Consider the following 23499-nt stretch of genomic DNA (forward strand, 5'->3'; position numbering starts at 1 on the left):
ATTGGCGCCGCCAGCCACGCAGCGCCGGCCATGCTCGTTAGCATCGGGCTTCCATCACCAAGGACGACCCGCATGAACCCAGCAGTTGCACCAGGTCTGCCCGCGGCCACGACGACAGGGGCCGATGCCCGCGACAACGTCCGTGCGCTGCGCTCGTCGCAGATCCGCGAGGTGGCCAACGCCGGCCTGGGCGTGGCGGACGTGCTGCCGTTCTGGTTCGGCGAGTCGGACCGGGCAACGCCAGCCTTCATCTGCCAGGCCGCCACGGCTGCATTGGGGCAGGGCGCGACCTTCTATTCGCACAACCTGGGCATCGCGCCGCTGCGCGAGGCGCTCGCCAGCTATGTCACTCGCCTGCATGGCCCCACCGCTGTCGACCACGTGGCGGTGACCAGCTCCGGGGTCAGCGCGTTGATGTTGGCCACGCAGCTGGTGGCCGGTGCGGGCGACCGGGTGGTCGCGGTCACGCCACTGTGGCCCAACCTCGTCGAGATCCCGAAGATCCTGGGCGCCGAGGTGCAGACGGTGGGTTTGCGCTTCGGTGCGCAAGGCTGGTCGCTGGACGTGGACCAGTTGCTCGCCGCGTTGACACCCGGCACGCGGCTGCTGCTGCTGAATTCGCCCAACAACCCGACCGGCTGGGTGATGAGCCGCGACGACCAGCGCACGGTGCTGGACCATTGCCGACGCCTGGGCATCTGGATCATCGCCGACGAGGTCTACGAACGATTGAGTTATGTGCAGGGCGATGAGATCGCGCCCTCGTTTCTCGACCTTGCCAGCCGCGACGAACGTGTCATCTGCGTCAACTCGTTCTCGAAGGCCTGGCTGATGACCGGCTGGCGCCTGGGCTGGATCGTGGCGCCAGCCGCGCTGATGGACGACCTGGGCAAGCTGATCGAATACAACACCTCGTGCTCGCCGGTGTTCGTGCAGCAGGCGGGCATCGCTGCGCTGACGCAGGGCGAGGCGTTTGTGCAGCAGCTGGTGGGTGACCTGCGCGCCTCGCGCGACCACCTGGTGCGGGCGCTGTCGACCCTGCCGGGCGTGCAGGTGAAGGCGCCGCCGGGTGCGATGTACCTGTTCTTCTCGTTGCCGGGCGCTGGGCAGAGCCTCGCGTTGTGCAAGACGCTGGTGCGCGAGGCGGGCCTTGGCCTCGCGCCGGGCAGCGCCTTCGGCCCCGAGGGCGAGGGCTTCGTGCGCTGGTGCTACGCCTGCGATCCGGCGCGGCTTGACGCTGGCGTGGCGCGGCTCCAGCGCTATCTCGCATCTCGGTGATCCTCGTTTAAAGGGTCTGTAGTCTGGCTACATTGAAACTACGATGTAGTCGAGACGGAATGGGTTTTTCCTCTGAGAGACGCCGTTGCAAAGCCGTCGTGGAGGCTAGGGAAAACGAAGAGTGGTCGGTAGTTTTGTTTTAGTAGAGTCGCCGCCGTGACGCCGAAGCCGGCAGCTGCGGCCCCCTGACGTCACACCGATCTGCGCTCCAGTTCCTGTCGCACTTGCCGTGATGAGAGGTCTGCGAACTAACGCGTCAGATCGCTGACCCATGTCTTGACGATCAGCATTCCCGCCAAGGTGGGAAGGGAGACCCCATGCCTACTCGCTTCTTGCCTCATGCGTTGGCCATGGCTGCCGTTGCCGCATTGGCCGGCCAGCCGGCCGTGTCGGCGGCCGCCAGCATCCCGGCGGCCCACGTCTATCACAACCACATGCCGAACTTCTGGCCGTTCTACGGCGTGGACGTGACGGCGACCTATGACGCGACGCCTGTCGGCCAGCCGATCCGCCACACCTACGACGGTCAGGTGATCAACCTGAAGAAGAGCCCGCCGCCCGGCTACAGCTACTACCTGCCGGCTTCACAAGGCGGCGGCATCATGCCGCACGACGACCTGGTCAGCTACTACTCGCACGACGCGAAGACCGGCGCCTACCAATGGTGGCCACAGCAGGACGCCAGCGAGATGAAAGCCTGGTCCGGCGGCGGCGGGCAGGTGCACGTGACGATGTCCGGCGCGGTGGTCAACAACGTCAACAGCCTGCAGAACCTGCAGAACGTGCCGGGCTACACCGACCCGAACTGGGGCGCATCGTGGACCTCGGCCTACAACGGCCTGCCGACGAACAACGGCCACCGCACGCTCGACCTGATCCACTTCACCGGCCACCACACGATGGGACCGCTGGTCGGGCCGGAGTACTTCCTGAAGGACCTGATCGTCCACGGCGCGACCTTGGCGCAGCCCTACTTCCTGGGCAGTAGCTACACCTCGTCGCGCGGCTTCTTCCCGACCGAGCTGGGTTTCTCGGAACGGCTGATCCCGACGCTGGCGAAGATGGGCGTGCAATGGACGGTGGTGGGCAACAACCACTTCTCGCGCACGCTGAAGGACTACCCGTTCGCGACCTTCGATGCGACAGGCGACACGCTGATCTCGCCGCCCAACCGGGCCGACCTGCGCAACACATCCAACGTCGGCACGTGGGTGGCCAACGGCATGGCGCACGAGCAGCAGGTCATCGTCAACAAGTTCCCGTTCGCGTCGACACCGCACTGGGTGCGCGCGGTCGACCCGGCCACCGGCGCGGTCTCGAAAGTGGCGGCGATCCCGGTGAGCCAGAACGGCTCATGGGCCGAGGGTTGGGACGGCTCGACGACAGTCGACGAGCTGATGCCCTTCACCGCACTCGAGCCGCGCCAGTTCTTCGTCGTTGCGCACGACGGCGACAACTCCAGCGGCCGCGCCGGCTCGCTGGACACCTGGCAGAACGGCCACCGCGTCACCTGCGCCGGCAACGGCTTCTGCCAAGGCATCGACGAGTACCTGAAGGCGCACCCGATCCCCGAGGGCGACGTGCAGCATGTGCAGGACGGCTCCTGGGTCGACACGCGCGACAGCTCGTCCGACCCGACCTGGTACCACTGGCACTTGCCGCCGCTGATCTGGCAAGGTCAGTTCAGTGCCTTCAACCAGGCCACCGGGCTGAACCTTGCGCCGAAGAAGAACCTCAAAGGGCAGAACGAAGGCGCCACCGTCAGCCTCGAACATGGCTGGCACTACCTCGAGCGCAACTTCGCGCTGCTGCAGCCGGCCTTGAACTATGCGAAGACGGCCGAGCAGATCTGGCTCGACGCGCACCCGAACCACTGGGCGCCGACCAGCGCGCTGGACAAGCAGGTCACGCACGCTGGAAACCAACTGAACCCGTGGATGCTGTCGTTTCCGGTCAAGGGCGATGCGGCCGCCGACTACGCCGGTGGCGCCAACCCGGCCGAACTCGCCTGGTACTTCCTGTTGCCGGCAATGGACTCGGGTTTCGGCTACTACGACGAGAACAAGGACGACGTGGTCAAGCCGACGCTGGCCTTCAACAACTCACTCGCGTTCTCCAAACCCTATGTCAGCGCGAACCTGGCGAAAGACCGCACCGGCCCGTCCGTCTGGTGGCCCCAGCGCTATCCGTACAACCCGGGCTCGGTCAACGGCTCGAAGGCCGAGGGCTGGACGGTCCAGCACTACAGCCAGGACTTCGCGGTCTACACCTATGGCTTCGACGTCTCGGGCATCGCCTCAGCCAAGCTGATGGTGCGCGTGCACAACCAGAACACGATCGACAACGACGACGACACCTACAAGGTCTACAGCCCGAAGAAGATGGTCGGCAAGCCGGGCCTGAACATCACGCCGAGCAAGGTGGGCGCGTGGACAGCCTACCCGATGCAGGTGCGCGACCTGAAGCCGGTGATGAACGGCGTCACCTGGGTGCAGCCGACGATGGACACGCTGAAGGCGCTGCCGGCGCAGGAGATTGGCAACCTGTACTACGCCTACCTGTCGGCGTACCGCAACCAACTGCTCGACTACTACGTGAAGATGACCGACACGGCGGGCAACGTCACGCGATCGGAGATCCAGCAGGTGTATGTCGGCGCCGGCACCTACCGCAGCGGCGGCAATTCAGGCTTCACCGAAGACGTAAACGGCACCGTACCGGGTGTCTACCCGTTTCTGGTGACTGACAGCACGCCCCCCAGCGTGCCGGCCAAGCCGACGCTCGGCCAGCTCACCGACCGCAGCGTCAGCCTGAGCTGGCCAGCGTCGACAGACGACGTCGGCGTCGCCGGCTATCGGGTCTTTCGCAACGGCACGGCGGTCGGAACCACGCCGACCCCCACCTACACCGACGTCGGCCTCGTGCCGCAGACGGCCTACAGCTACCGGGTGGCGGCCTACGATGCGGCCAACAACCAATCGGCCAAGAGCGTGGCGCGCAGCGTGACCACGCGCGCACCCGACACGCAGGCGCCATCAGCACCCGGCGCGCCGGTGGCATCGGACATCACCGGCAACACCCTGAAGCTCGGCTGGACGGCGGCGAGCGACAACTACGGCGTCGCGAAGTACCTGGTGCTGCGCAACGGCAGCTCCGTCGGCACGTCGACCGGCCTGAGCTTCAACGACAGCGGCCTGACGCCGTCGACGACCTACAGCTACACCGTGAAGGCCGAGGACGCTGCCGGCAACCGCTCCGTGCCGTCTGCCGCGACGCAGGTCACCACCGCGTCAGGCCACTCGGCGACGGTGTACTACAAGGTGCCCGGCGGCTGGACGACGGTGAACATCCACTACGCGCCCAATGGCGGCAACTGGACGCCGGTGCCCGGCGTGCCGATGAACCCGGCCTGCGCGGGCTGGGATGTCTACACCGTCAACCTCGGCCAGGCGACCGGCTGGCAGACGGTGTTCAACAACGGCAACGGCACCTGGGACAACAACGGCGGGCGCAACTACGGCCTGGGCACCGGGCTGTGGCAGGTGGCCGATGGCGTGGTCAGCAGCGGGGTGAACCCCTGCGCGCAGAATGCGCGTTAGGGCCCGGCAGCGGGTGCGCCAGGCCCGCGGCAGACATCACATCAGCAGCCAGGCCAGCAGCACGCCGATCGGCAGCGACACGTACGGCGGTTGCTTGAAACGCCAGACGGTGAAGTAGGCCGCACCCACCAGCGCCGCGGCTTGCCAGGGAATGGTCTTGAACGGCAGCTTGAGCAGCAGCGAGATCGCTGCACCGGCGATCAACCCGACGACCGCGCAGCGAACGCCGACCATCGCATGCTGGAACATGCGCGACGACTTCAGCCGGTCGGCCACGCCGCTGACACCGACGCTGATCAGCGCCGTGGGCAGGTAGATGCCGATCGTGGCGGCGACGGCACCTGCCAAGCCCGCGGCCTGCATGCCGGTGAAGGTTGCAATGCTGAGGATCGGGCCCGGCGTCAGCTGGCTGGCCGCCAGGCCCGCGCTGAAGCCGGCGTGGTCCAGCCAGTGCAGGTGATCGACGATGTAGCCCTCGAGCAGCGGCACCATCACCAGGCCCCCGCCGAACAGCGTGGTGCTCAGGCCCGAGAACGCCAGCCCGACCTGGGCCACCAGCGTCTGGGGCAGCAGGGCCGGCACCAGCTGGAAGACCGCCAGGCTGATCGGCGCAAAGCACAGCAGCATCTCCAGCGGCTTCAGTCGCCGGCCTTGCTCGTGCGCGGTCTGCTTCGGCGCCGGCCAGGCGACGGTCGAGACGAACGCGCCGAAGACGAGCACGTAGATCGGCGCCGCCCAGTACGGGATCATCAGCAGCAGCGCGGTGGCGGCGACGGCGAGCGCCTTCTCCTTGTGGCCGGGCGTGGACTTCTTGGCCTGGTTGAACGCGGCTTGCGCGAGGATCACCGCCAGCGGCGGCAACACGCCCACCGTCACGGCCTTCAGCACCTTCGGGTAGCCCACGAGGAACGAGTAGCCGTACCACAGCCCCACGATGATCAGGAAGCCGGGCAGCACGATGCCGGCCAGCGCGGCCGCAAAGCCGCCCCAGCCGGCCACGCGGTGGCCCATCGTCGCGATCGCGTTCACGGCCTGCGGGCCGGGCAGCATCGTCACCAGCGCGATCAGTTCCAGGAACTCTTTTTCAGTGACCCACTGACGCTTCTTGACGAAGCGTTCCTGGGCCTGAGCCAGCAGCGCCATGAAGCCGCCCCAGGCGGTCAGGCCGAGCAGGGCGCAGTCGGCAAACAACAGGCCCTTGCTCACAGGGGTGGCGGTCGGCTCAGTCAGCGGGGTGACCTCGGCGTTGCTGGCGATATCGCTCATGCCCAGTCTAGCCTTCACACCGTGACCAGGCGCGAACGGATCGACGCCAGCAGGTCTTCCTGCGGTTTGCGTGCGGCCAGGTCTTCCGGGGGCAGCTCTTCCTTCACCGTGGCCTTGCGGGCGCGGTTGTCGGCGTCCAGCGCGGCCTTGGCCTCGGCGTCGTAGGTGCGGGCGGGCTGCACCCGGTCGACGAACTCGAGTTCGTAGCCCAGTTGCACCAGCGAGCGCCCGGCCACCGATTCGAAGTCGATGATCTGGTCAGGCGTCATGCCGGTCAGCCATTTCTTGGTGTTGGTGGCCATCACCGGCTTCTTGACGTTTTCCCACAGCTTGCCCGAGGCGGCGGTCTTGCTGGCTTCCTCCGACTCGTGGAAATCCAGCATCTTGGTGCTGAAGGCGATGCCCAGCCAACGGCACAGCAGACGCAGCGTCGACTCGGGGTTGCTCGTCAGTTCTTCGTAGGACAACGCCAGGAACTGAGACGACGGCACCCGCCGGCCGCAATCCAGCGCCAGCTGCTGCTCGACGTCCCATTGCTTGGCGACGTGGTAGGCCGTCTTTTCGCCGACGACGGCCTTCAGGAACGACAGGCAGACGTCGCGGCCGTCACGGTACAGATAGAGATAGCGCGCCTGCGAACCGAAGTAGCGCTCGATCTCCGGCAGGAAGTGAACGTTGGCGAGCGACTTGCACATCCAGTCGGGCTTGCCGTGGCTCTCGGCCATGTGGTCCATGACCGAGCCGAACACGGCGACGAGGCTGTTGTCGCGGCAACGCTGGCGGATGTCGGCGCGATCGAAAGTGACGCCCCACGAGACGGGGTTCACTTCGACCAGGCGGACCACGTCGTCGATCAGGCGCACGAAGTTCGCTTCGTTCTGCAGGTCGCCATAGGCCGGCAGCAACGGCGTGAAACGTTCCAGCACGTGGGGGGGATGAGGCGCCGCGATGGTGGGGGCTTGGTTGACCATCAGGCGCAACAGGTTGGAGCCTGAACGCTGGGTGCCAATCATGAAGACTTTCATATGCGGGCCTCTCTGAGTCATGAACAGCGCCGCGCACCGTCGTCCCGCTCGGTGGAGCAGGGGGGCGGTGGGGCCAAGGTTGGGGTTGTCGGGGGAGTGGCGCCGCGCGGGGTTGCTGCGTTGGTTGCTTGCTCGCGCGGTCGTCCCGCTTTCCTTCGGCCGCGCCAACACCGCCTTGATGACAGGGCTGTGAATACCGCACGAAAATCCGTCCCCGTATGTTTCCGGAGAGGGTTCACCCTGATCGCTGAAGCAGGTTCAGAAATTGCTGCCAGTTCTTTGATTTGGCGCACTCAAGCACGCGAACCAGCTGCCGATACACCGCTCGGAGCAAGGCGACATCGGATCGCCCCGCCACCGAACTGCAACCAACTTCCATACTTCAGGGACGACGATGAAACACATGCCGCGCCTGGCCGCACTGATGGCCATTTCTGCAACCACGCTGGCTTGCCTGGTGGCGCCGGTGCACGCTGCCGAGCTGCCCCCGGACGTGGCAGCCAAGGTGGAGAAGGCGAAAAAGCGCCTGGTCGAGCTGGCGGCCGATCCCACCGTGCTGGCGGCCGTGCGCGACGCCAACGGTCATGACGCCGGTGGCATGAACAACGGCAAGTGGATCGAGCTGAGCGACACCGATCCGGCGGTCAAGGCGACCCTGTCCAGCAAGGTCAGCCAGCAGATCGCCAAGTGGGAGCAATCCGACGACACGGTCAACAAGATCGTGCTGCGCGACCAGAAGGGCAACCTCGTCGGCGCCAGCACCCGTCCGCTGATCTTCAACAACGCCAATCGCGCGGTGTTCTCGAACGCGATCAAGGGCCAGCCCTGGTCGGCCGGCGAGATCAAGCCGGACACGTCGACGCAGATCCCGAGCGTGCACGTGGCGGCACCGGTGCTCGACGGTGGCAAGACGATCGGCGTGCTGCACGCCGGCGTGACCGCCAAGTAAACGGCGGCCCGCCGCCGCCACCAGACTCAAGCTGACCACGCCGCCCGCGCATCGGGCGGCCGCTGGAGGACTCCGATGCTGAAAAACCTGAAAGTAGGCGCCCGCATGGCGCTGGGCTTTGCTGCCGTGCTGGTGCTGATGTCGGTCATCAGCGCCATCTCCCTGAGCCGCCTGTCGGCGATCAAGGCGGACCTCGAAGCGGTGACCGGCGAGGCGCCTGAACGCCTGGCCAACTCGATGCGCGACCTGGTGCGCTACCAGGGCATGGCCCTGCGCGACGCGGTGCTGCAGGACGATGTCGCGTTCAAGAAGAAAGAATTCGACCAGATGAAGAAGGCGCGTGCGGACTACGACCGCACGGCGCAGCAACTGGCGGCGATGCCGATCGAGCCGGAGGTCAAGGCCGCGCTGGACAAGGCGGCCACCTTGCTGGCTGCCACGAAGGCGCCGATCGAGAAGGCGATCGACCTGTCGATGTCCGACGACGTTCCTGGCGCTGCCCAGGCGATGCGCGAAGAAGTCCGGCCGGCGCAGCTGGCCCAGATCAAGGCGCTCGATGACGTCATCGACGCGATCAAGCTGGCGTCGAAGCAGCGTTATGACCAGGCCGACGTGGCCTACCGCAGCGCAGTCGCCCTGATCGTCGGCCTGTCGATCACGGCGCTGGTCGCCGGTGCGCTGATCGCCTGGCGGATCCAGCTGAGCATCACGCGGCCGTTGAACCAGGCGGTGTCGGTGGCCCAGGCCGTGGCCGAAGGTGACCTGACCCGCGACATCCATGTCCGGTCACACGACGAGGTGGGCAATCTGCTGCAAGCCTTAAAGAAGGTCAACACGGACCTCGGCCGCACGATGCGCCAGGTGCAAGAGGCCGCCGAGACGATGCAGACCGCCTCGGTCGAGATCGCCATGGGCAACAACGACCTGAGCCGTCGCACCGAGCTGCAGGCGTCGAGCCTGCAGCAGACGGCAGCGTCGATGGAACAGTTGAACTCCACCGTCAAGAACAACGCCGACACCGCCCGCAGCGCGGCACAGATGGCCCACTCGGCGAGCGCCGCGGCGGCCAAGGGCGGCAAGGTGGTGACCCAGGTCGTCAGCACGATGCAGGAGATCACCGACAGCTCGAAGCGGATCTCCGACATCATCGGCACCATCGACGGCATCGCGTTCCAGACCAACATCCTGGCGCTGAACGCCGCGGTCGAGGCCGCGCGTGCCGGCGAGCAGGGCCGCGGGTTCGCGGTGGTGGCGGGCGAGGTGCGCGCATTGGCGCAGCGCTCGGCACAGGCCGCGAAGGAGATCAAGACGCTGATCAGCGCCAGTGTCGAAAGCGTCGAATCCGGCTCGCGCCTGGTCAGCGACGCCGGCTCGACGATGGCAGACATCGTCGGCCAGGTCCAGCGCGTGACCGACCTGATCGGCGAGATCAGCAGCGCCACGCAAGAGCAGACCAGTGGCATCGGCCAGGTCAACCAGGCCGTGGTACAGCTCGACGAAGTGACGCAGCAGAACGCCGCGCTGGTGGAGCAAAGCGCCGCCGCGGCCGAAAGCCTGAAGCAACAGGCCGGTGGCCTGGTCCAGGCGGTCAGTGTGTTCCGGCTCCAGCCGGCGTGAACCCGGCCCCCACGGCCCCTTCCGGGGCCTGCCTTGCAGGCCGCGCCGGGCCAGAGGCCCGGCCCCTTGCTAGGCACGAACAGTCCTCAGGACTGTTCATGTCCGAGCAAGGCCCCCGAGGGAGCTCGCGCAGCGGACTGGCGGAGCCAGATCCGGGCACGCCACTTGAAGGGCGGCAGCGCTTCGCGCGCCTGGAACTGTCGAACCCCTACACCAGCAACTGGCGGCGCATCCGCCTGAGCGCGCGGCCGATTTCGTCGGCGTCGATGACGCCGTAGCCGAAGGTCAGCGCCCGGGGCGGGCCGGACAACATCGCGTAGTCGGCGGTGCTCTGTGCGCCCGGCGTGCAGCGGTGCATCGCTTCGACGATTCGCCCGGCCTGCCGCGGCTGCCGGATGCGCGCCGCCAGGTGCAGCCCGGCCTCCGACGGGATCACCTCCAGCCAATCCCCCAGTTCACGCTGCAGGCCGCCCAGCAGCGCCTCGCGGCGTTGCGCATAGATCGGCCGCATGTGCCGCACATGGCGCGCCAGGTGCCCATCGCGGATGAAAGCCGCCAGCGCGGCCTGGGTGATGGTGTCGCAATGCGAATCGGCGCAGTGCTTGACGCTGGCCAGCGCATCGCGCGCCCAGGCGGGCGCCACGATGAAGCCCTTGCGCAGCGACGGGAACAGGCTCTTCGAGAAGGTGCCGATGTAGAAGACCAGCCCGTCGCGGTCCAGCGTCTGCAGCGCGTCCAGCGGCCGTGCGCCGAAACGGAACTCGCCGTCGTAGTCGTCTTCGAGCACCACCGCATTGCGCTCGCGCGCAAACGCCAGCAACGCCGCGCGTCGGCGCAATGACAGCGCCACGCCGGTCGGTGACTGGTGCGAAGGTGTCACGCTGACCACCCGCACATCGTGCGGCAGTTGCTCGACGCACAGCCCTTCATCGTCGACAGGCATCGGCACCAGCCGCGCGCCGGCAGCGGCAAAGGCCGCACGCAGCGGCGGGTAGCCGGGCTCTTCGACCGCCACCTTGGTCTGCCCTGGTGTCACCAGCAGGCGCGCGAGCAGATCGAAGGCCTGCTGTGCGCCCGAGGTGACGAGCACGTCGTCGCGCGAGCAGGCCACCGCGCGTGCGAACGCCACGTGCTGCGCAATCGCCTCGCGAAGCTCGGGCAGGCCTTCGGACGGCGGGTAGCTGAAGCGGGTGCGTGACCAGGCGCGCAGCGACTGCGCGGTCAGGCGCCGCCATACATCGTGGGGAAAGTGGCGGTGGTCCGGGATGCCGAGCCGGAAACAGCGCTCGGGCAGCTGGCGCGGCGGTTCGGGCCGCATGAAGGGCGTGCGCCAGAGCGGGTTCAGGCGGTCGTCTTCGAGGTGGCGGCTGATCGCGCGAGGCGGTTTCCCCGCGCGGCGCGCCGCGATCTCGGCCACCACCGCCTTGGCGCCGGGCCGTGGCAGCACATAGCCCTCGGCCACCAGCAGGTCGTAGGCGGTGACGACGGTGTTGCGGCTGACGCCCAGCGCCTGGGCCGCGGCGCGCGTGGACGGCAGCGCGCTGCCGGCCGCCAACCGCCCATCGAGAACGGCGGCCCGCAGCTGCTGGTGCAGCGACTGCGCCAGCGTGCCGCTGCCGGGCGCCGGCAGGGTCAGGTCGAAGGGAAAAACTGGCACCATGAAATTGGCTTGAACTGGATCATTCTAAGGTCCAGTGGCTGCGTAAGCTGGCGCCATTCCTTCACTCGATTGCCACGCCCACACGGAGCCCCGACATGCCTTGCCACCTCTGCGAAACCTGCGGCACCCAGTACGCCGAAACGCCCGAGCCGCCACCCCGTTGCCTCGTTTGCGAAGACGAGCGGCAGTACGTCGGCTGGCAGGGCCAGCGCTGGACCACGCATGAAGAACTCTCTCGTCGCTTCACACTGCGCATCGGCGATGACGACGGCCTGCTCGGCGTCGCATTGCCGAGCGAGTTCGCGATCCCGCAACGCGCACTATTGCTGCCCAGCGATGCCGGAAACATCCTGTGGGAATGCGTCAGCCTGGTCACGCCCGAGGCGGTGGCTGCGCTGCAGGCACGCGGCGGCGTCGATCTGATCGCGATCTCGCACCCGCACTTCTACAGCGCGATGGTCGAGTGGAGCGATGCACTCGGCGGCGTGCCGATCATGCTGCACGAGGCCGACCGTGAATGGGTGATGCGGCCGGCGCCGCAGGTCGAGTTCTGGCGTGGTGACGTGAAGCGCCTGTCGGACGCGGTGACGCTGATCCGCTGCGGCGGCCACTTCGCTGGCAGCACCGCGCTGCACTGGCGCAACGGCCCGACCCCCGGCGGCGCGCTTTTTCCAGGCGATGCGCTGCAGGTTGCGAGCGACCGCCGCCACGCCGGCTTCATGTACAGCTACCCGAACTACATCCCGATGAAGGCCAGCGACGTGCGAGCGATGCGCGAGCGGCTTGCGCCGTTCGAATTCGAGCAGGTCTTCGGCTTCAGCTGGGGACGCAACATCGTGAGCGACGGTCGCGCGGCGGTCGACGCATCGTTCGACCGCTTCTTCCACGCCATCGAAGCCTGACCTGGAGCGCCAGATGAGCCACGAGCTGACCGCATTGCAGCAGTACCTGCCCGCCCGTTTCTCCACCACCGCCGACTTGCCGTGGATCCCGTCCGGCACGCCCGGCAAGTCTGCCAAGCCCTTGCGCTTCCTGCCCGGCGGCAGCGGCTTCGTCGAGTTGTTGCGCATGGAGCCCGGCGTCGTGATGCCCTTGCATCGCCACTCGGGCGAGATCCACGCGTACAACCTGAGCGGCAGCCGACAACTGTGCACCGGCGAAGTCATTGGCCCAGGCGACTACGTGTTCGAGCCACCCGGCAACACCGACTGGTGGAAGATCGTCGGCGACGAGACGATGGTCGCACTGGTCGTCGTGATGGGCGAGGTCGAGTTCCTTGGCCCGGGCGGCGTGGTGCGTGGCCGCGCGAACGCGGCGACGCAGCTGGCCGAGTACCGGCAGTACTGCCTGGCGCACCGGTTGCCTTTGCGCGACATCGTCGAATAGCGGGGCGGGCCGTCCGTCGGCGCCGCGTCGTACGCTCGATGTCAGTCTCGCGCCGCCGAGCGCTGTTGCGCGGCGCGCTGCAAGGCGTTGGCGACCTGGACCGGCAGCGCCTGGGTGTCGATGGGCTTGGTGATGTAGCCGTCGCAGCCGGCCTCGCGCGCCTTGCGCTCGTCGCCATCCATCGCGAACGCGGTCAGTGCGATCACCGGCACGTGCTGCAGCCGCGCATCGGCCTTCAGCCGGCGCGTCAGCGTCAGCCCGTCCATGCCCGGCAGGGCGATGTCCATCAGGATCAGGTCGGGCACGACCTCGCGGAGGATCGACTGCGCCTGCGTGGCACCTTCCGCCAGCAGGATGCGGCAGCGCGTCGCCTCCAACACCGCCGTCACCAGCGCCAGGTTGGCCGGGTTGTCATCGACAACCAGGATGCATGAATTCGCGAGATCGGGAGCCGACGCTGGCATGGGGCTGCTCGGATGACACGGCGGGTGGGCGCGAGGTGATGACTTCGATCATCTCTGCGCGGGCCATCTTAGGACGGCCCGGGTTCTGGCTGCAATAGTGCATCGGCGACGTTGAATAGCACAAGACAGCCCGGCAGCCTTGCCCTAGACTACCTGCGTCAGGGAAATATATGAACGAACCGGTTCTGTCCGAGTTCGTCCTCGCAAGGCGTTGTCATCCGCGACTGCTGGTCTGAGCAGTTCGTCGGACGCCACGTGGACGACCTCAACGTCGATCTTTGGCTGGTCTGCCGAGTGCAGACCCGGTTGTGCGCGTGGCCTCTGAGCCACGTGATCGAGACCTTGCGGCCGTTGCCGATCGAGCCGGTCGCCGGCGCCCCCTCGTTCGTCGGCGGGCTGGCCGTGGTTCGCGGCGAGCCGTTGCCGGTGGTCGACGTGGCACGGCTGCTGGGCTTGCAGGCCGCGCCGCCTGAGCGCTTCGTCGTCGTGGTGACCGACGACCGCCGTGTCGCGCTGGCCGTCTCGGCCGTGCTGGGCGTGCGCCGCGTGGCGACGGGCTCGCTGCAAGCATTGCCGCCGCTGCTGAACCAGGCCGAGTCGGCCGTGGTCGCGGCGGTGGGGTTGCTGGATGCCCAGCTGCTGCTCTTCCTGCGCACGGCCCGGCTGATACCCGATGACGCGCTGGCCTTGGTGCCGGAGGCCACGTCATGACGGTCTCGATCGAGACCGACCGGGTCGAACGCTTCAGGGCTGTCATCGCGCGCCGCCTGGGGCTGCAGTTCGACGACGCGAAGCTCGGTTGGCTCGGTGACGTGTTGCACCGGCGGGCGGCGGCTGCGCGCCGGTCCGACGACAGTCACCTGGCGCGGCTCGAGGGTGATGGCGCCGACGCCGAGTTCGCTGCGCTGGCCGAAGAGTTGACCGTCCCGGAGACCTACTTCTTTCGCAACGTCGACCAGTTTCGCGCCCTGCAGGAGCAGGTGCTGCCCGATCGTCTGCGAGCAAGCGCCACGCGGCGAAGTCTGTCCATCCTGTCGGCGGGCTGCGCTTCGGGCGAAGAGGCGTATTCGATCGCGATGGCCTTGCACGGGCGCGTGCCCGGCAGCGCCGCGGAGCTGTCGATCCACGCCATCGACCTCAACCCGGCGATGATCGAGAAAGCGCGACGCGCCCGCTACACCCAATGGAGCCTGCGCGAGACGCCCGCGGCCATGCAGGCATGCTGGTTCCGGCCCGAAGGCCATGAATTCGTGCTCGACGATGCGGTGCGCGCCGCCGTGGCGTTCGAGCCGCGCAACCTCCATCTGGACGACGCCGGGTTCTGGCGGCCGGGCCGCTTCGACGTGGTCTTCTGCCGCAACGTGCTGATGTACTTCACGCCGTCCAATGCGCGCGCGGCGATCCGCCGCATCACCCGCTCGCTGGCACCGGGCGGCGTCCTGTTCCTCGGCCATGCCGAGACCCTGCGTGGCTTGTCGCAAGACTTTCATCTGCGCCACACCCACGGGACCTTCTACTACCAGCGCAAGGACAGTCTCGGTCCGGAGTGGATGGCGCAGGCGCCGGCCATCGCCCCCGCAGCGCGCGCCGCCGAGCCCGAGGGTGCCGGCGAGGTGGCCGATCGGGGCGATGGCTGGATCGAAGCGATAGGCCAGGCCGCCGAACGGATCCGCCTGCTGACGGAGCCCCCCGTGTCGACCGGGGAACACCACGCGGTGCCGGCCGTGCCCGGCCGGCTGGAGCACGCGCTAGAGCTGCTGCGGCAGGAGCGTTTCGCCGATGCACTGCCGCTGGTGCAGGCGCTGCCCGCCGACTCGGCGCGCGATCCCGATGTTCTCCTGTTGCACGCGGTGCTGCTGGTCCACCGCGGCCAACTGCAGCAAGCCGAAGCGGTGTGCCACCGACTGCTGTCGATCGACGGGTTGAACGCCGGTGCCCACTACGTGCTGGCGCTTTGCCGTGAAGCGGCCGGCCACACGGCCGCTGCCGCCGAATGTGACCAGGTGGCGATCTATCTCGACCCGACCTTCGCGATGCCGCGCCTGCACCTGGGCCTGCTCGCGCGCCGCGCGGGTGAGCACCAGGCCGCGCGCCGTGAGCTGGAACAGGCGGTGGCCTTGCTTCGGCGGGAAGACGCGTCGCGGCTGCTGTTGTTCGGCGGTGGTTTTGATCGCAGCGGCTTGCTCGCGTTGTGCCATGCCGAGTTGCGTGCCCTCGGGGGGGTGACAGCTTGAGCGCCGCATCGCGCACCGCCGCGCAGCTTCGGGCGGAGTTCGACCGCTCGTTTGCCGAGGCGGCGCATGGCGAGACCGAGGCGCGCGACGATTTCCTGGCGATTCGCTTGGGTGGCGAGGCCCATGCGGTTCGATTGGCCGAGGTCGCGCACTTGTTGCCGTTGACGGCCTTGACCCGATTGCCCAGCCCGCTGAGCGTCCTGCTCGGCGTCATCGGCTTTCGCGGCGCCATCGTTCCGGTGTACGACATGCGCGCGCTGCTCGGCCACGCGGCGTCCGAGCCGCCGCACTGGCTGGCGGTCGCTCAGGCCGAGCCGGTGGCGTTCGCCTTCGATGCATTCGACGGGCACCGGCGCAGGCCGCGCAGCGCCAGCGTGCCCCGTGCCCACGGCGAGCCCGCGCAGCAACACGTGCGCGAGGTGCTGTGCGACGGCGAACAGGTGTGGCCGATCGTGTCGATGGCATCGGTGCTCGACACGGTCAAGGCCATGGTTCAACCCAGTCCTGAAGGGAGCATGTGACATGTGGACGTTCGGCAGAAAGATCGCCCTTGGCTTTGCTGTCTCGTTCCTTCTTCTGCTGGGAATCGGGGCTGTCGCGTACCGCTGCATCGACTCGTTGACCCAGACCAGCTACCTGGTGGCGCACAGCTACGTCGCGTTGGATCACCTGAGCGACCTGATCTCCGAGCTCGCGGATGCCGAATCCGACACGCGCGGGTTCGTGATCACCGGGGACGAGAGTCACCTCGAGTCCTTTTCGGCGACCGAGGCCCTGGTGGCCAAGAGCCTGAAGGAGCTGCGCGAGCTCACGGCCGACAACGCCGCCCAGCAAAAGCGCATCGCCGCGTTGGAGCCTCTCGCGGCGGCCAAGCTGGCCCACGCTCGCAAGAATGTCGAGCTGCGAAGGCAGAACGGCCTGGACGCGGCGATCAAGATGGTTCAAAGCGGCGAGGGCAAGCGCCTGATGGACCGTGTGCGCGAACTGACCGGGCAGATGGAAGCGCAGGAGCGAAGCCTGCTCAAGCTGCGCGCCGACGAGGTCGAGGCGGCTGCCGGCAGTGCACGCTCCATCATCGTGCTGGGGACCTTGTTCTGCCTCGTCTTCGTCAGCGGCGCCGGCGCTTTGCTGACCCGTTCGCTGAGCACCCAGATCGCAGCCGCCGTGCAGCACGTGCAGCGCTCGTCCACCGAGCTGCAGTCGGCGGCCAACCAGCAGGCGGCCGGTGCGAAAGAGTCGTCGACGTCGATGACCGAGATCACCACCACCATCAGCGAGTTGCTGGCCACGTCGCGCCAGATCGCCGAGAGCGCGCAGCGCGTCGCCAACGTGGCCGACCAGACTGCCAATGCCGCCGGTGCCGGCGAGGGCACCGTGCGCGGCGCCAGCGAGTCCATCGCCGGCATCCGCCAGCAGGTGGACCTGATCGTCAACCACATGCTGGAGCTGGGCCGCAAGTCGCAGCAGATCGGCGCCGTGCTCGATATCGTGTCCGAGCTGGCTGAACAGACCAACATCCTGGCCATCAACGCCACGATCGAGGCCACCGGTGCCGGCGAGGCCGGCAAGCGCTTCGGTGTCGTTGCGGACGAGATTCGCAAGCTGGCCGATCGCGTGGCCGGTTCGACCAAGGAGATCCGCATCCTCATCGACGATGTTCGCGGCGCCGTCAACACCACCGTGATGGCCACCGAAACAGGGTCGAAGGCGGTCGATGCCGGGGCGCGCCAGTTCAGCGAGGTGACCGCCGCCTTCAGGCAGATCGCCAGCCTGGTCGCCACCACTACCGAGGCGGCCCGCGAGATCGAGTTGTCCACCAAACAGCAGACCACCGCGGTCGAACAGGTCAACCTGGCCATCAGCAACACCGCGCAGGCCACCCGCGAGACCGAGGCGAGTTCGGGCCAGACCTACCAGACGGCATCGCAACTGGCCGGTTTGTCCCGTGAGCTGCTGCGGCTGGTGCAACCGCAAGCCGTCGTTTGAGGCATGACGAAAGATCCCTACCGGTACTTCCGGGTCGAGGCCCGGGACCTGCTGGAGCAGCTGGGCCGGGGCGTGCTCGACCTCGAAAAAGGCCTGGGAGATGCGCAGACCGTGCCGCGCCTGCTGCGGCTGGCCCACACGCTCAAAGGCGCCGCGCGGGTCGTCAAGCAGTGCGAGATCGCCGACCACGCGCACGTGATCGAAGACCTGCTGGCGCCGCTGCGCGATGCGCCGGACGCGGCGCCGCGCGGCGCTGTCGACGCGTTGCTCAAGCTGATCGACAAGATGGGCGCGAGCGTCGCAGCGCTGACGCAGCCGACCGATGCAGCGCCACCATCGGCGGGTCGTCCGCCCCCCGAGGTGGCCCTTCGAACGATGCGCGCCGACCCGGCGGAAATCGATGCGCTGCTCGACGGCATCTCACAGGCCCATGCCAAGATCGCGGCGTTGCAGCGCAGCCTGGGCGCCGCGCAGCGGGCGCGCGAGCTGGCCGACCGGCTGGACGAGCAACTGTCGTTGCGGCGAGGGCAGGCACAGCGGTCGGCCGCCGGCCCCACCGGGCCGCTGGCCGGCGAACTGCGCGCCATCCTCGGCGGCCTGGGGCGCGGCCTGGCCGATGGCGTGGACCAGCTCGACCGCGAGCTGCGCCAGGTGCGTGAAGCCGCCGAGCAGTTGCGGCTGGTGCCTGCCGCGACACTGTTCACCGCGCTGGAGCGGACCGCCCGCGACGCAGCGCACACGCTGGGCAAGCGGGTGCGCTTCGAGGGCCGCGGCGGCGACGTTCGGCTCGATGCCGACGTGGTGGGTGCCCTGCAAGGCGCACTGCACCAACTGGTTCGCAACGCGGTGGCGCACGGCATCGAATCCGAAGTCGAACGCCTGGCGGCGGGCAAGCCCGCCGATGGCCACATCGTGATCGACGTCGCCAGGCGAGGACGGCGCGCGGTGTTCAGCTGTACCGATGACGGCGCCGGTGTCGATGTCGACGCCGTGCGCCGCGCAGCGCAACGCAAGGGTTGGCTGGCGCCTGCGGCCCGGGCGCTGGACGCGCAGGCACTGTTGCAGCTGATGCTGCGTGGTGGGCTCAGCACCGCGACAACGGTCACCGAGGTGGCCGGCCGGGGGGTTGGCCTGGATGTCGTGCGCGACGCCGTCGACGGGCTGGGCGGCGAGGTGACCGTGCAGACGACCCCGGGGCGTGGCACGACGCTGAGGCTGGAGGTGCCCTTGTCGATCGCATCGCTCGATGTCTTGCTGGTCGAAGCCGGCGGCGTGATGGCTTCGATCCCGCTGGATACGGTACGGCGCACGGTGCGGCACGGCACGCACGAGGTGGCGCGAACTGCCCAGGGCGATTCGCTGGTCCATGAGGGTCAGGCGGTGCCGCATGTCGCGCTGTCGTGGGTGTTGCAGCCGGGGACATCGCCACGGCCGGGCCGTTTCGAATCGGCGGTGATCGTCGAGGGGCGCGAGGGGCTGGTGGCCGTCGGCGTCGACCGGCTGCTCGGCACCGTGCGGGTGGTCTTGCGGCCGCTGTCGGCTTGGGTGGCGGCCGGGCCGGTGGTGGCGGGGGCTTTCCTCGATGTCGAAGGCAAGCCGCAGATCGTGCTCGACCCCGACGGCCTGATGGCCGAAGCCCGCCGTGCAGGCGCGCCGAAGCCGCCGGCCGTGGCTCGCGCGCCGGTGCTGGTGGTCGACGATTCGCTGACCACGCGCATGCTGGAGCAGAGCATCCTCGAATCGGCGGGCTACCTGGTGCACGCCGCGGTGTCGGCCGAAGACGGGCTCGAGCAGGCGCGGCGCCATCGGTACTCGCTGTTCCTCGTCGATGTCGAGATGCCGGGGATGGACGGCTTCAGCTTCATCGAGCACACCCGTGCCGACCCGGCGCTGCGCGAGGTGCCGGCTATCCTGGTCACCTCGCGCGCATCGCCTGAAGACAAGCGGCGAGGGCAGGAGGTGGGCGCCCAAGGCTACATCGTCAAGAGTGAGTTCGCGCAGGCCGAGTTCCTGCAGCGTGTCCAGCAACTGGTTCAGGTGCCGTCATGAGCCTGGATTCGAGACACTCACCGCCATGGCCATCGCCGGGCCGCGGGGCCGGTGCCGGGCCGGGCGGTGCTCGCCAGGCGGCGCGGCTGCGGGTGCTGGTGGTCGAAGACTCGATCACGGTGCGCAAGCGCCTGTGCGAGGTGTTGGCGAGCGATCCGGAGGTCGAAGTCGTCGGCGAAGCGGCGGACGGCCGCCAGGCGATCGAGGCCTGCCGCAGCCTGAAGCCCGACGTGATGACGATGGACATGATGCTGCCGTTGATGACCGGGCTGGCCGCGACCGAATACATCATGGCGCACTGCCCGACGCCGATCCTGATCGTCTCGGCCTCGTTCAACCGCGGCGAGTTGTTCAAGACCTACGACGCGCTGGCGGCCGGCGCAGTCGACGTGCTGGAGAAGCCCAGCGGCCACGAGCCCGACGACGGTTGGGACCAGCGCCTGCTCACCAGCGTCAAAAGGGTCGCGCGCATTCGTGTCATCACCCACCTGCGGGCGCGCTTGAATGCGCGGCGCGAGCTGCCGGCCGAGCCGCGGCGGCCGTGGTGTGGCCTGGTTGCCATCGGGGCCTCCACCGGCGGCCCAGGGGCCATCGTCGAGGTGCTGCGGGCCCTGCCGGTGCCGCTGAAGGTGCCGGTGCTGGTGGTGCTGCACATTGGCGAGTCCTTTGGAGCGGCCTTTGCTGATTGGCTCGATGCGCAAACCCCGCACCGCGCGGCCTTCGCGGTGGACGGCGAACCGTTGGCCGCGGCGGCCGGGCGCGTGGTGATGGCGCCGCCGGGGCGGCACCTGGTGGTGCGCCAGGGCCGCCTGCGCCTCAGCGATGAGGCGGAGCGGCACTCGTGCCGTCCTTCGGTCGATCGGCTTTTCGAGTCGCTGGCCGCCGAGCACGGGGCGGCGACCGCGGCCTGTCTGCTCACCGGCATGGGCCGCGACGGCGCGGCCGGGTTGTTGGACATCCGGCGCGCCGGTGGCCTGACGATCGTCCAGGACGAAGCGACGTCGGTGGTCTATGGCATGCCGCGCGAGGCGGTCTTGCTCGGAGCGGCAGAGCGGGTGCTGCCGCTGGGCGAGATCGGCCCCGCACTGGCTGCAGCCACCCAGGCGGTTGGGGAGGTGCACAGATGAGCGCCGCCCTGCCGCCCGGCGGCGTTTGTTTCCTGTCGGAGGGCCGGGTTGCCGGCCCGGGGGAGTACCGATGAGTGACACCGTCCTGATCGTCGACGACAGCCTGACGGTCCGCATGGATCTGCTGGAGGCGTTCGAAGAAGCCGGCTTCCAGGCGCAGGTCTGCGCCACGGCGGCAGCGGCTCGCCTGTCGTTCGCCGCCGGTGCTGCGCAGGTCGTGGTGCTGGACGTGCGGCTGCCCGATGGAGACGGCGTCGGGCTGCTGAGCGAGCTGCGCGCCACGCCGGATGGCGCGGCCGCGGTGGTGCTGATGCTGTCCACGGAAGCCGAGGTGAAAGACCGGGTGCGCGGCCTGCAGACCGGGGCCGACGAGTACGTCGGCAAGCCCTATGACACCGGTTATGTCGTGGCCAAGGCGCGCGAGTTGCTGCGGGCCCGGCGTGTCGATGCGGCGCCGGCCAGCGCGGCCATCTTGCTGATCGACGACAGCGTGACCTTCCGTGAAGCCCTGCGCCAGGCGCTCGAAACGGCCGGCCACAGGGTGCGGGTCGCCGGCAGCGGCGAAGAGGGCCTGCGCCTTGTTGCCGCCGAGCGCCCGGCCGCGATCGTGGTGGACAACGTGTTGCCCGGCATGGACGGAGCTGCCGTGATCCGGCGCTTGCGGCTGGACACGGCATTGCGCTCGATGCCGTGCGTGTTGCTGACAGGCTCCGAAGGCCGCGATGCCGAGTTGCAGGCGCTGGACGCCGGGGCCGATGCGTTCGTGCGCAAGGATGAAGGTGTCGAGTTGATCCTGGCGCGGCTGTCGGCGGTCCTGCGCAGCGCGGCCACCACCTCACCCGACCAGGGGGCCAGCCTGCTCGGGCCGAAGCGGATCCTCGCGGTCGACGACAGCCCGACCTACCTGGGTGAAGTGGCGGCGATGCTGCGCGACGAGGGCTACGACGTGGTGCCCGCGCGTTCCGGCGAAGAGGCGCTCGAGCTGCTGGCCGTGCAGACGATGGACTGCATCCTGCTGGACCTGATGATGCCGGGCCTGAGCGGCCGCGAGACCTGCCAGCGCATCAAGTCTGCGCCGGCGGTGCGCGACATCCCGTTGATCATGTTCACCTCGCTCGAAGACCGCTCGGCGATGCTTGACGCGCTCGAGGCCGGGGCCGACGACTACATCCAGAAGTCGAGCGAGCTCGAGGTGCTGAAGGCGCGCGTGCGGGCCCAGCTCAGGCGCAAGCAGTTCGAAGACGACAACCGCCGCATCCGCGCGGAGCTGCACGCGGTCGAGCTCGAGGCTGCCAACGCGCGCGCGGCCCGTGCGCTGGCCGATGGCCGGGCCGAGTTGCTGGCGGCACTGGAGCAGAAGAACCAGGCGCTGGTCGCGGTCAACGCCGAGCTGAAGAAACAACAGCACGAAATTGCACTCACGAACCGCGAGCTGGCCAGCGCGAACCAGGCCAAGACCGAGTTCCTGTCGACGATGTCGCACGAGCTGCGCACGCCGCTGAACGCAGTCATCGGCTTCTCGGAAATCCTCAGAGACGGGATTGCCGGCGAACTGACCGCGCGCCAGAGTGAATTCGCCGGCCACATCAGCGACAGCGGCAAGCACCTGCTGGCGTTGATCAACGACATCCTGGATCTGTCGAAGATCGAGGCAGGTCGGGCCGAGCTGGACCTGGAGCCGGTGGACCTGGACAACATGCTCGTCGACGCGCTCGGCATCGTGCGAGACCGGGCCGCGGCGCACCGCATCCAGCTCGAAGTCCGCGGCTCGGGCGAGCCCGACCCGCTGAAGGTCGATCGGCGGCGCCTCAAGCAGATCGTCTACAACCTCTTGTCCAATGCGGTGAAGTTCACGCCGGTGGCGGGCCGTGTCAGCCTGCGGGCCCGATTGGTCGAACGCCACCAGGCCGCCCGCGGCCTGCCGGGTTTCGAGTTGGGCCGTCGGCTGCCGCTGCCCGACAGCGAGTTCGCGGAGTTCGCGGAAATCAGCGTCACCGACACCGGCCTGGGCATCGCGGCCGACGACATGGAGCGGCTGTTCACGCCCTTCACCCAGATCCGCACCGAGATGACGCGCAAGATCGAGGGCACCGGGTTGGGCCTGGTGACGGTGTTGCGGCTGGCCCAGATGCATGGCGGCACTGTCGCCGTGACCAGCGAGCCTGGCACCGGCAGCTGTTTCAGCGTGTGGTTGCCCTGGCGCCGCATCGACACCTCGTCGGACGCGGACGCCGACAGTGCGCAGGCCGATGCGACGAGCAGGCCGCTGGCCCTGGTGGTCGAAGACGACGCGAAGGCCGCGGGGTTGATGCGCATCCAGCTCGAAACGGCCGGCTTCCGGGTGCGGCACGTGGCGTCGGCCGAAGCAGCGCTGGCGCTGGTCGGCGAGTGCACGCCCGATCTGATCACGCTGGACATCCAGCTGCCGGGCATGGACGGCTGGGACTTGCTCGGCCGCATCAAGGACCTGCCGACCTGGACCGACATCCCGGTGGTGGTCGTCTCGGTGGCGGCCGACCACGAGGTCGGCCTGTCGCTGGGCGCCGCCGCGGTGCTGCAGAAGCCGGTGGGCCGTGTCGAGTTTTCCCACGAGCTGGAGAAGCTGGGTTTCGCTGCCGGGCCGGACCACCCGGTGACGGTGCTGGTGGTCGACGACGACCCGGGCGCCGTCGACTTGATGAGCGCCTACCTGTGCCGACCCGGTTATTCGGTGCTGCGCGCCTTCGGCGGCCAGGAGGGAATCGAGCTGACGCAGCGCCACCTGCCCGACCTCGTCGTGCTCGACCTGCTGATGCCCGACGTTGGCGGCATCGAGGTGATCGAAGCCCTCAAGCGCAACCAATCGACCGCGCACATCCC

17 protein-coding genes are annotated in these 23499 nt (G+C 68.4%); 13 read left to right on the forward strand and 4 right to left on the reverse strand.

Annotated features, from left to right (window positions below; genetic code table 11):
- The first annotated feature begins 72 nt into the window (after nt 1-72).
- Together VFY73_RS16995 and VFY73_RS17000 are read left to right on the forward strand one after the other, a co-directional pair.
- Entirely contained in the window at nt 73-1278 is a 1206-nt protein-coding gene (locus VFY73_RS16995; protein ID WP_329720872.1) for a pyridoxal phosphate-dependent aminotransferase, read from the forward strand.
- 317 nt (nt 1279-1595) lie between these two features.
- On the forward strand, nt 1596-4877 hold the full coding sequence (locus tag VFY73_RS17000; RefSeq protein ID WP_329720874.1) for a carbohydrate binding domain-containing protein: 3282 nt from the start codon (nt 1596-1598) through the stop codon (nt 4875-4877).
- Between the two features lie 36 nt (nt 4878-4913).
- Here the strand turns inward: VFY73_RS17000 and chrA are convergent, their stop codons facing one another.
- Together chrA and VFY73_RS17010 are read right to left on the reverse strand one after the other, a co-directional pair.
- Entirely contained in the window at nt 4914-6143 is a 1230-nt protein-coding gene (gene chrA / locus VFY73_RS17005) for a chromate efflux transporter (protein ID WP_329720876.1), read from the reverse strand.
- A gap of 14 nt (nt 6144-6157) precedes the next feature.
- Nucleotides 6158-7168, reverse strand: coding sequence for a sulfotransferase (locus tag VFY73_RS17010; protein WP_329720878.1), 1011 nt, complete (start codon nt 7166-7168; stop codon nt 6158-6160).
- A 394-nt stretch (nt 7169-7562) separates the two neighbouring features.
- Between VFY73_RS17010 and VFY73_RS17015 the strand changes: the two genes are divergently transcribed.
- Nucleotides 7563-8117, forward strand: coding sequence for a hypothetical protein (locus tag VFY73_RS17015; RefSeq protein WP_329720880.1), 555 nt, complete (start codon nt 7563-7565; stop codon nt 8115-8117).
- 75 nt (nt 8118-8192) lie between these two features.
- Nucleotides 8193-9734 carry a methyl-accepting chemotaxis protein gene (locus tag VFY73_RS17020; RefSeq protein WP_329720882.1) on the forward strand — a complete coding sequence of 514 codons (1542 nt, stop codon included), beginning with the start codon at nt 8193-8195 and terminating at the stop codon, nt 9732-9734.
- A 208-nt stretch (nt 9735-9942) separates the two neighbouring features.
- On the opposite strand, the gene VFY73_RS17025 is transcribed toward VFY73_RS17020, so the two are convergent.
- Complete coding sequence (locus VFY73_RS17025; RefSeq protein ID WP_329720884.1) at nt 9943-11394, reverse strand: PLP-dependent aminotransferase family protein; 1452 nt, start codon at nt 11392-11394, stop codon at nt 9943-9945.
- A 95-nt stretch (nt 11395-11489) separates the two neighbouring features.
- Between VFY73_RS17025 and VFY73_RS17030 the strand changes: the two genes are divergently transcribed.
- Nucleotides 11490-12296 (forward strand): hypothetical protein, encoded by an 807-nt coding sequence (locus VFY73_RS17030; protein WP_329720886.1) that lies wholly within the window; start codon nt 11490-11492, stop codon nt 12294-12296.
- A 13-nt stretch (nt 12297-12309) separates the two neighbouring features.
- Nucleotides 12310-12780, forward strand: a complete 471-nt coding sequence (locus VFY73_RS17035) for a cupin domain-containing protein (protein WP_329720888.1) — start codon at nt 12310-12312, stop codon at nt 12778-12780.
- 41 nt (nt 12781-12821) lie between these two features.
- Here VFY73_RS17035 and VFY73_RS17040 read toward each other — a convergent pair whose 3' ends face one another.
- A complete protein-coding gene (locus VFY73_RS17040; RefSeq protein ID WP_329720890.1) occupies nt 12822-13244 on the reverse strand; it encodes a response regulator in 423 nt (140 codons plus the stop codon).
- A 255-nt stretch (nt 13245-13499) separates the two neighbouring features.
- On the opposite strand from VFY73_RS17040, the gene VFY73_RS17045 reads away from it, so the two are divergent.
- The 7 genes from VFY73_RS17045 to VFY73_RS17075 all read left to right on the forward strand — a co-directional run.
- A complete protein-coding gene (locus tag VFY73_RS17045; RefSeq protein WP_329720892.1) occupies nt 13500-13955 on the forward strand; it encodes a CheW domain-containing protein in 456 nt (151 codons plus the stop codon).
- A complete protein-coding gene (locus VFY73_RS17050; RefSeq protein ID WP_329720894.1) occupies nt 13952-15478 on the forward strand; it encodes a protein-glutamate O-methyltransferase CheR in 1527 nt (508 codons plus the stop codon). The genes VFY73_RS17045 and VFY73_RS17050 overlap by 4 nt, the downstream gene beginning before the upstream one ends.
- Entirely contained in the window at nt 15475-15999 is a 525-nt protein-coding gene (locus VFY73_RS17055; RefSeq protein ID WP_329720896.1) for a chemotaxis protein CheW, read from the forward strand. The genes VFY73_RS17050 and VFY73_RS17055 overlap by 4 nt, the downstream gene beginning before the upstream one ends.
- A 97-nt stretch (nt 16000-16096) precedes the next feature.
- Nucleotides 16097-17464, forward strand: coding sequence for a CHASE3 domain-containing protein (locus VFY73_RS17060; protein WP_329720898.1), 1368 nt, complete (start codon nt 16097-16099; stop codon nt 17462-17464).
- A gap of 3 nt (nt 17465-17467) precedes the next feature.
- The gene (locus VFY73_RS17065; protein ID WP_329720900.1) at nt 17468-19513 is read left to right on the forward strand and encodes a hybrid sensor histidine kinase/response regulator; all 2046 of its coding nucleotides are present in this window, start codon (nt 17468-17470) and stop codon (nt 19511-19513) included.
- A complete protein-coding gene (gene cheB, locus VFY73_RS17070) occupies nt 19510-20640 on the forward strand; it encodes a chemotaxis-specific protein-glutamate methyltransferase CheB (RefSeq protein ID WP_329720902.1) in 1131 nt (376 codons plus the stop codon). Before VFY73_RS17065 ends, cheB begins: the two co-directional genes overlap by 4 nt.
- Nucleotides 20641-20710: 70 nt before the next feature.
- Nucleotides 20711-23499 (forward strand): response regulator (locus VFY73_RS17075; RefSeq protein WP_329720904.1); only part of this gene is annotated, 2789 nt, incomplete at its 3' end.

The sequence above is a fragment of the Ideonella sp. genome, from assembly GCF_036277275.1.
Classification (GTDB): Bacteria; Pseudomonadota; Gammaproteobacteria; order Burkholderiales; family Burkholderiaceae_C; genus Ideonella.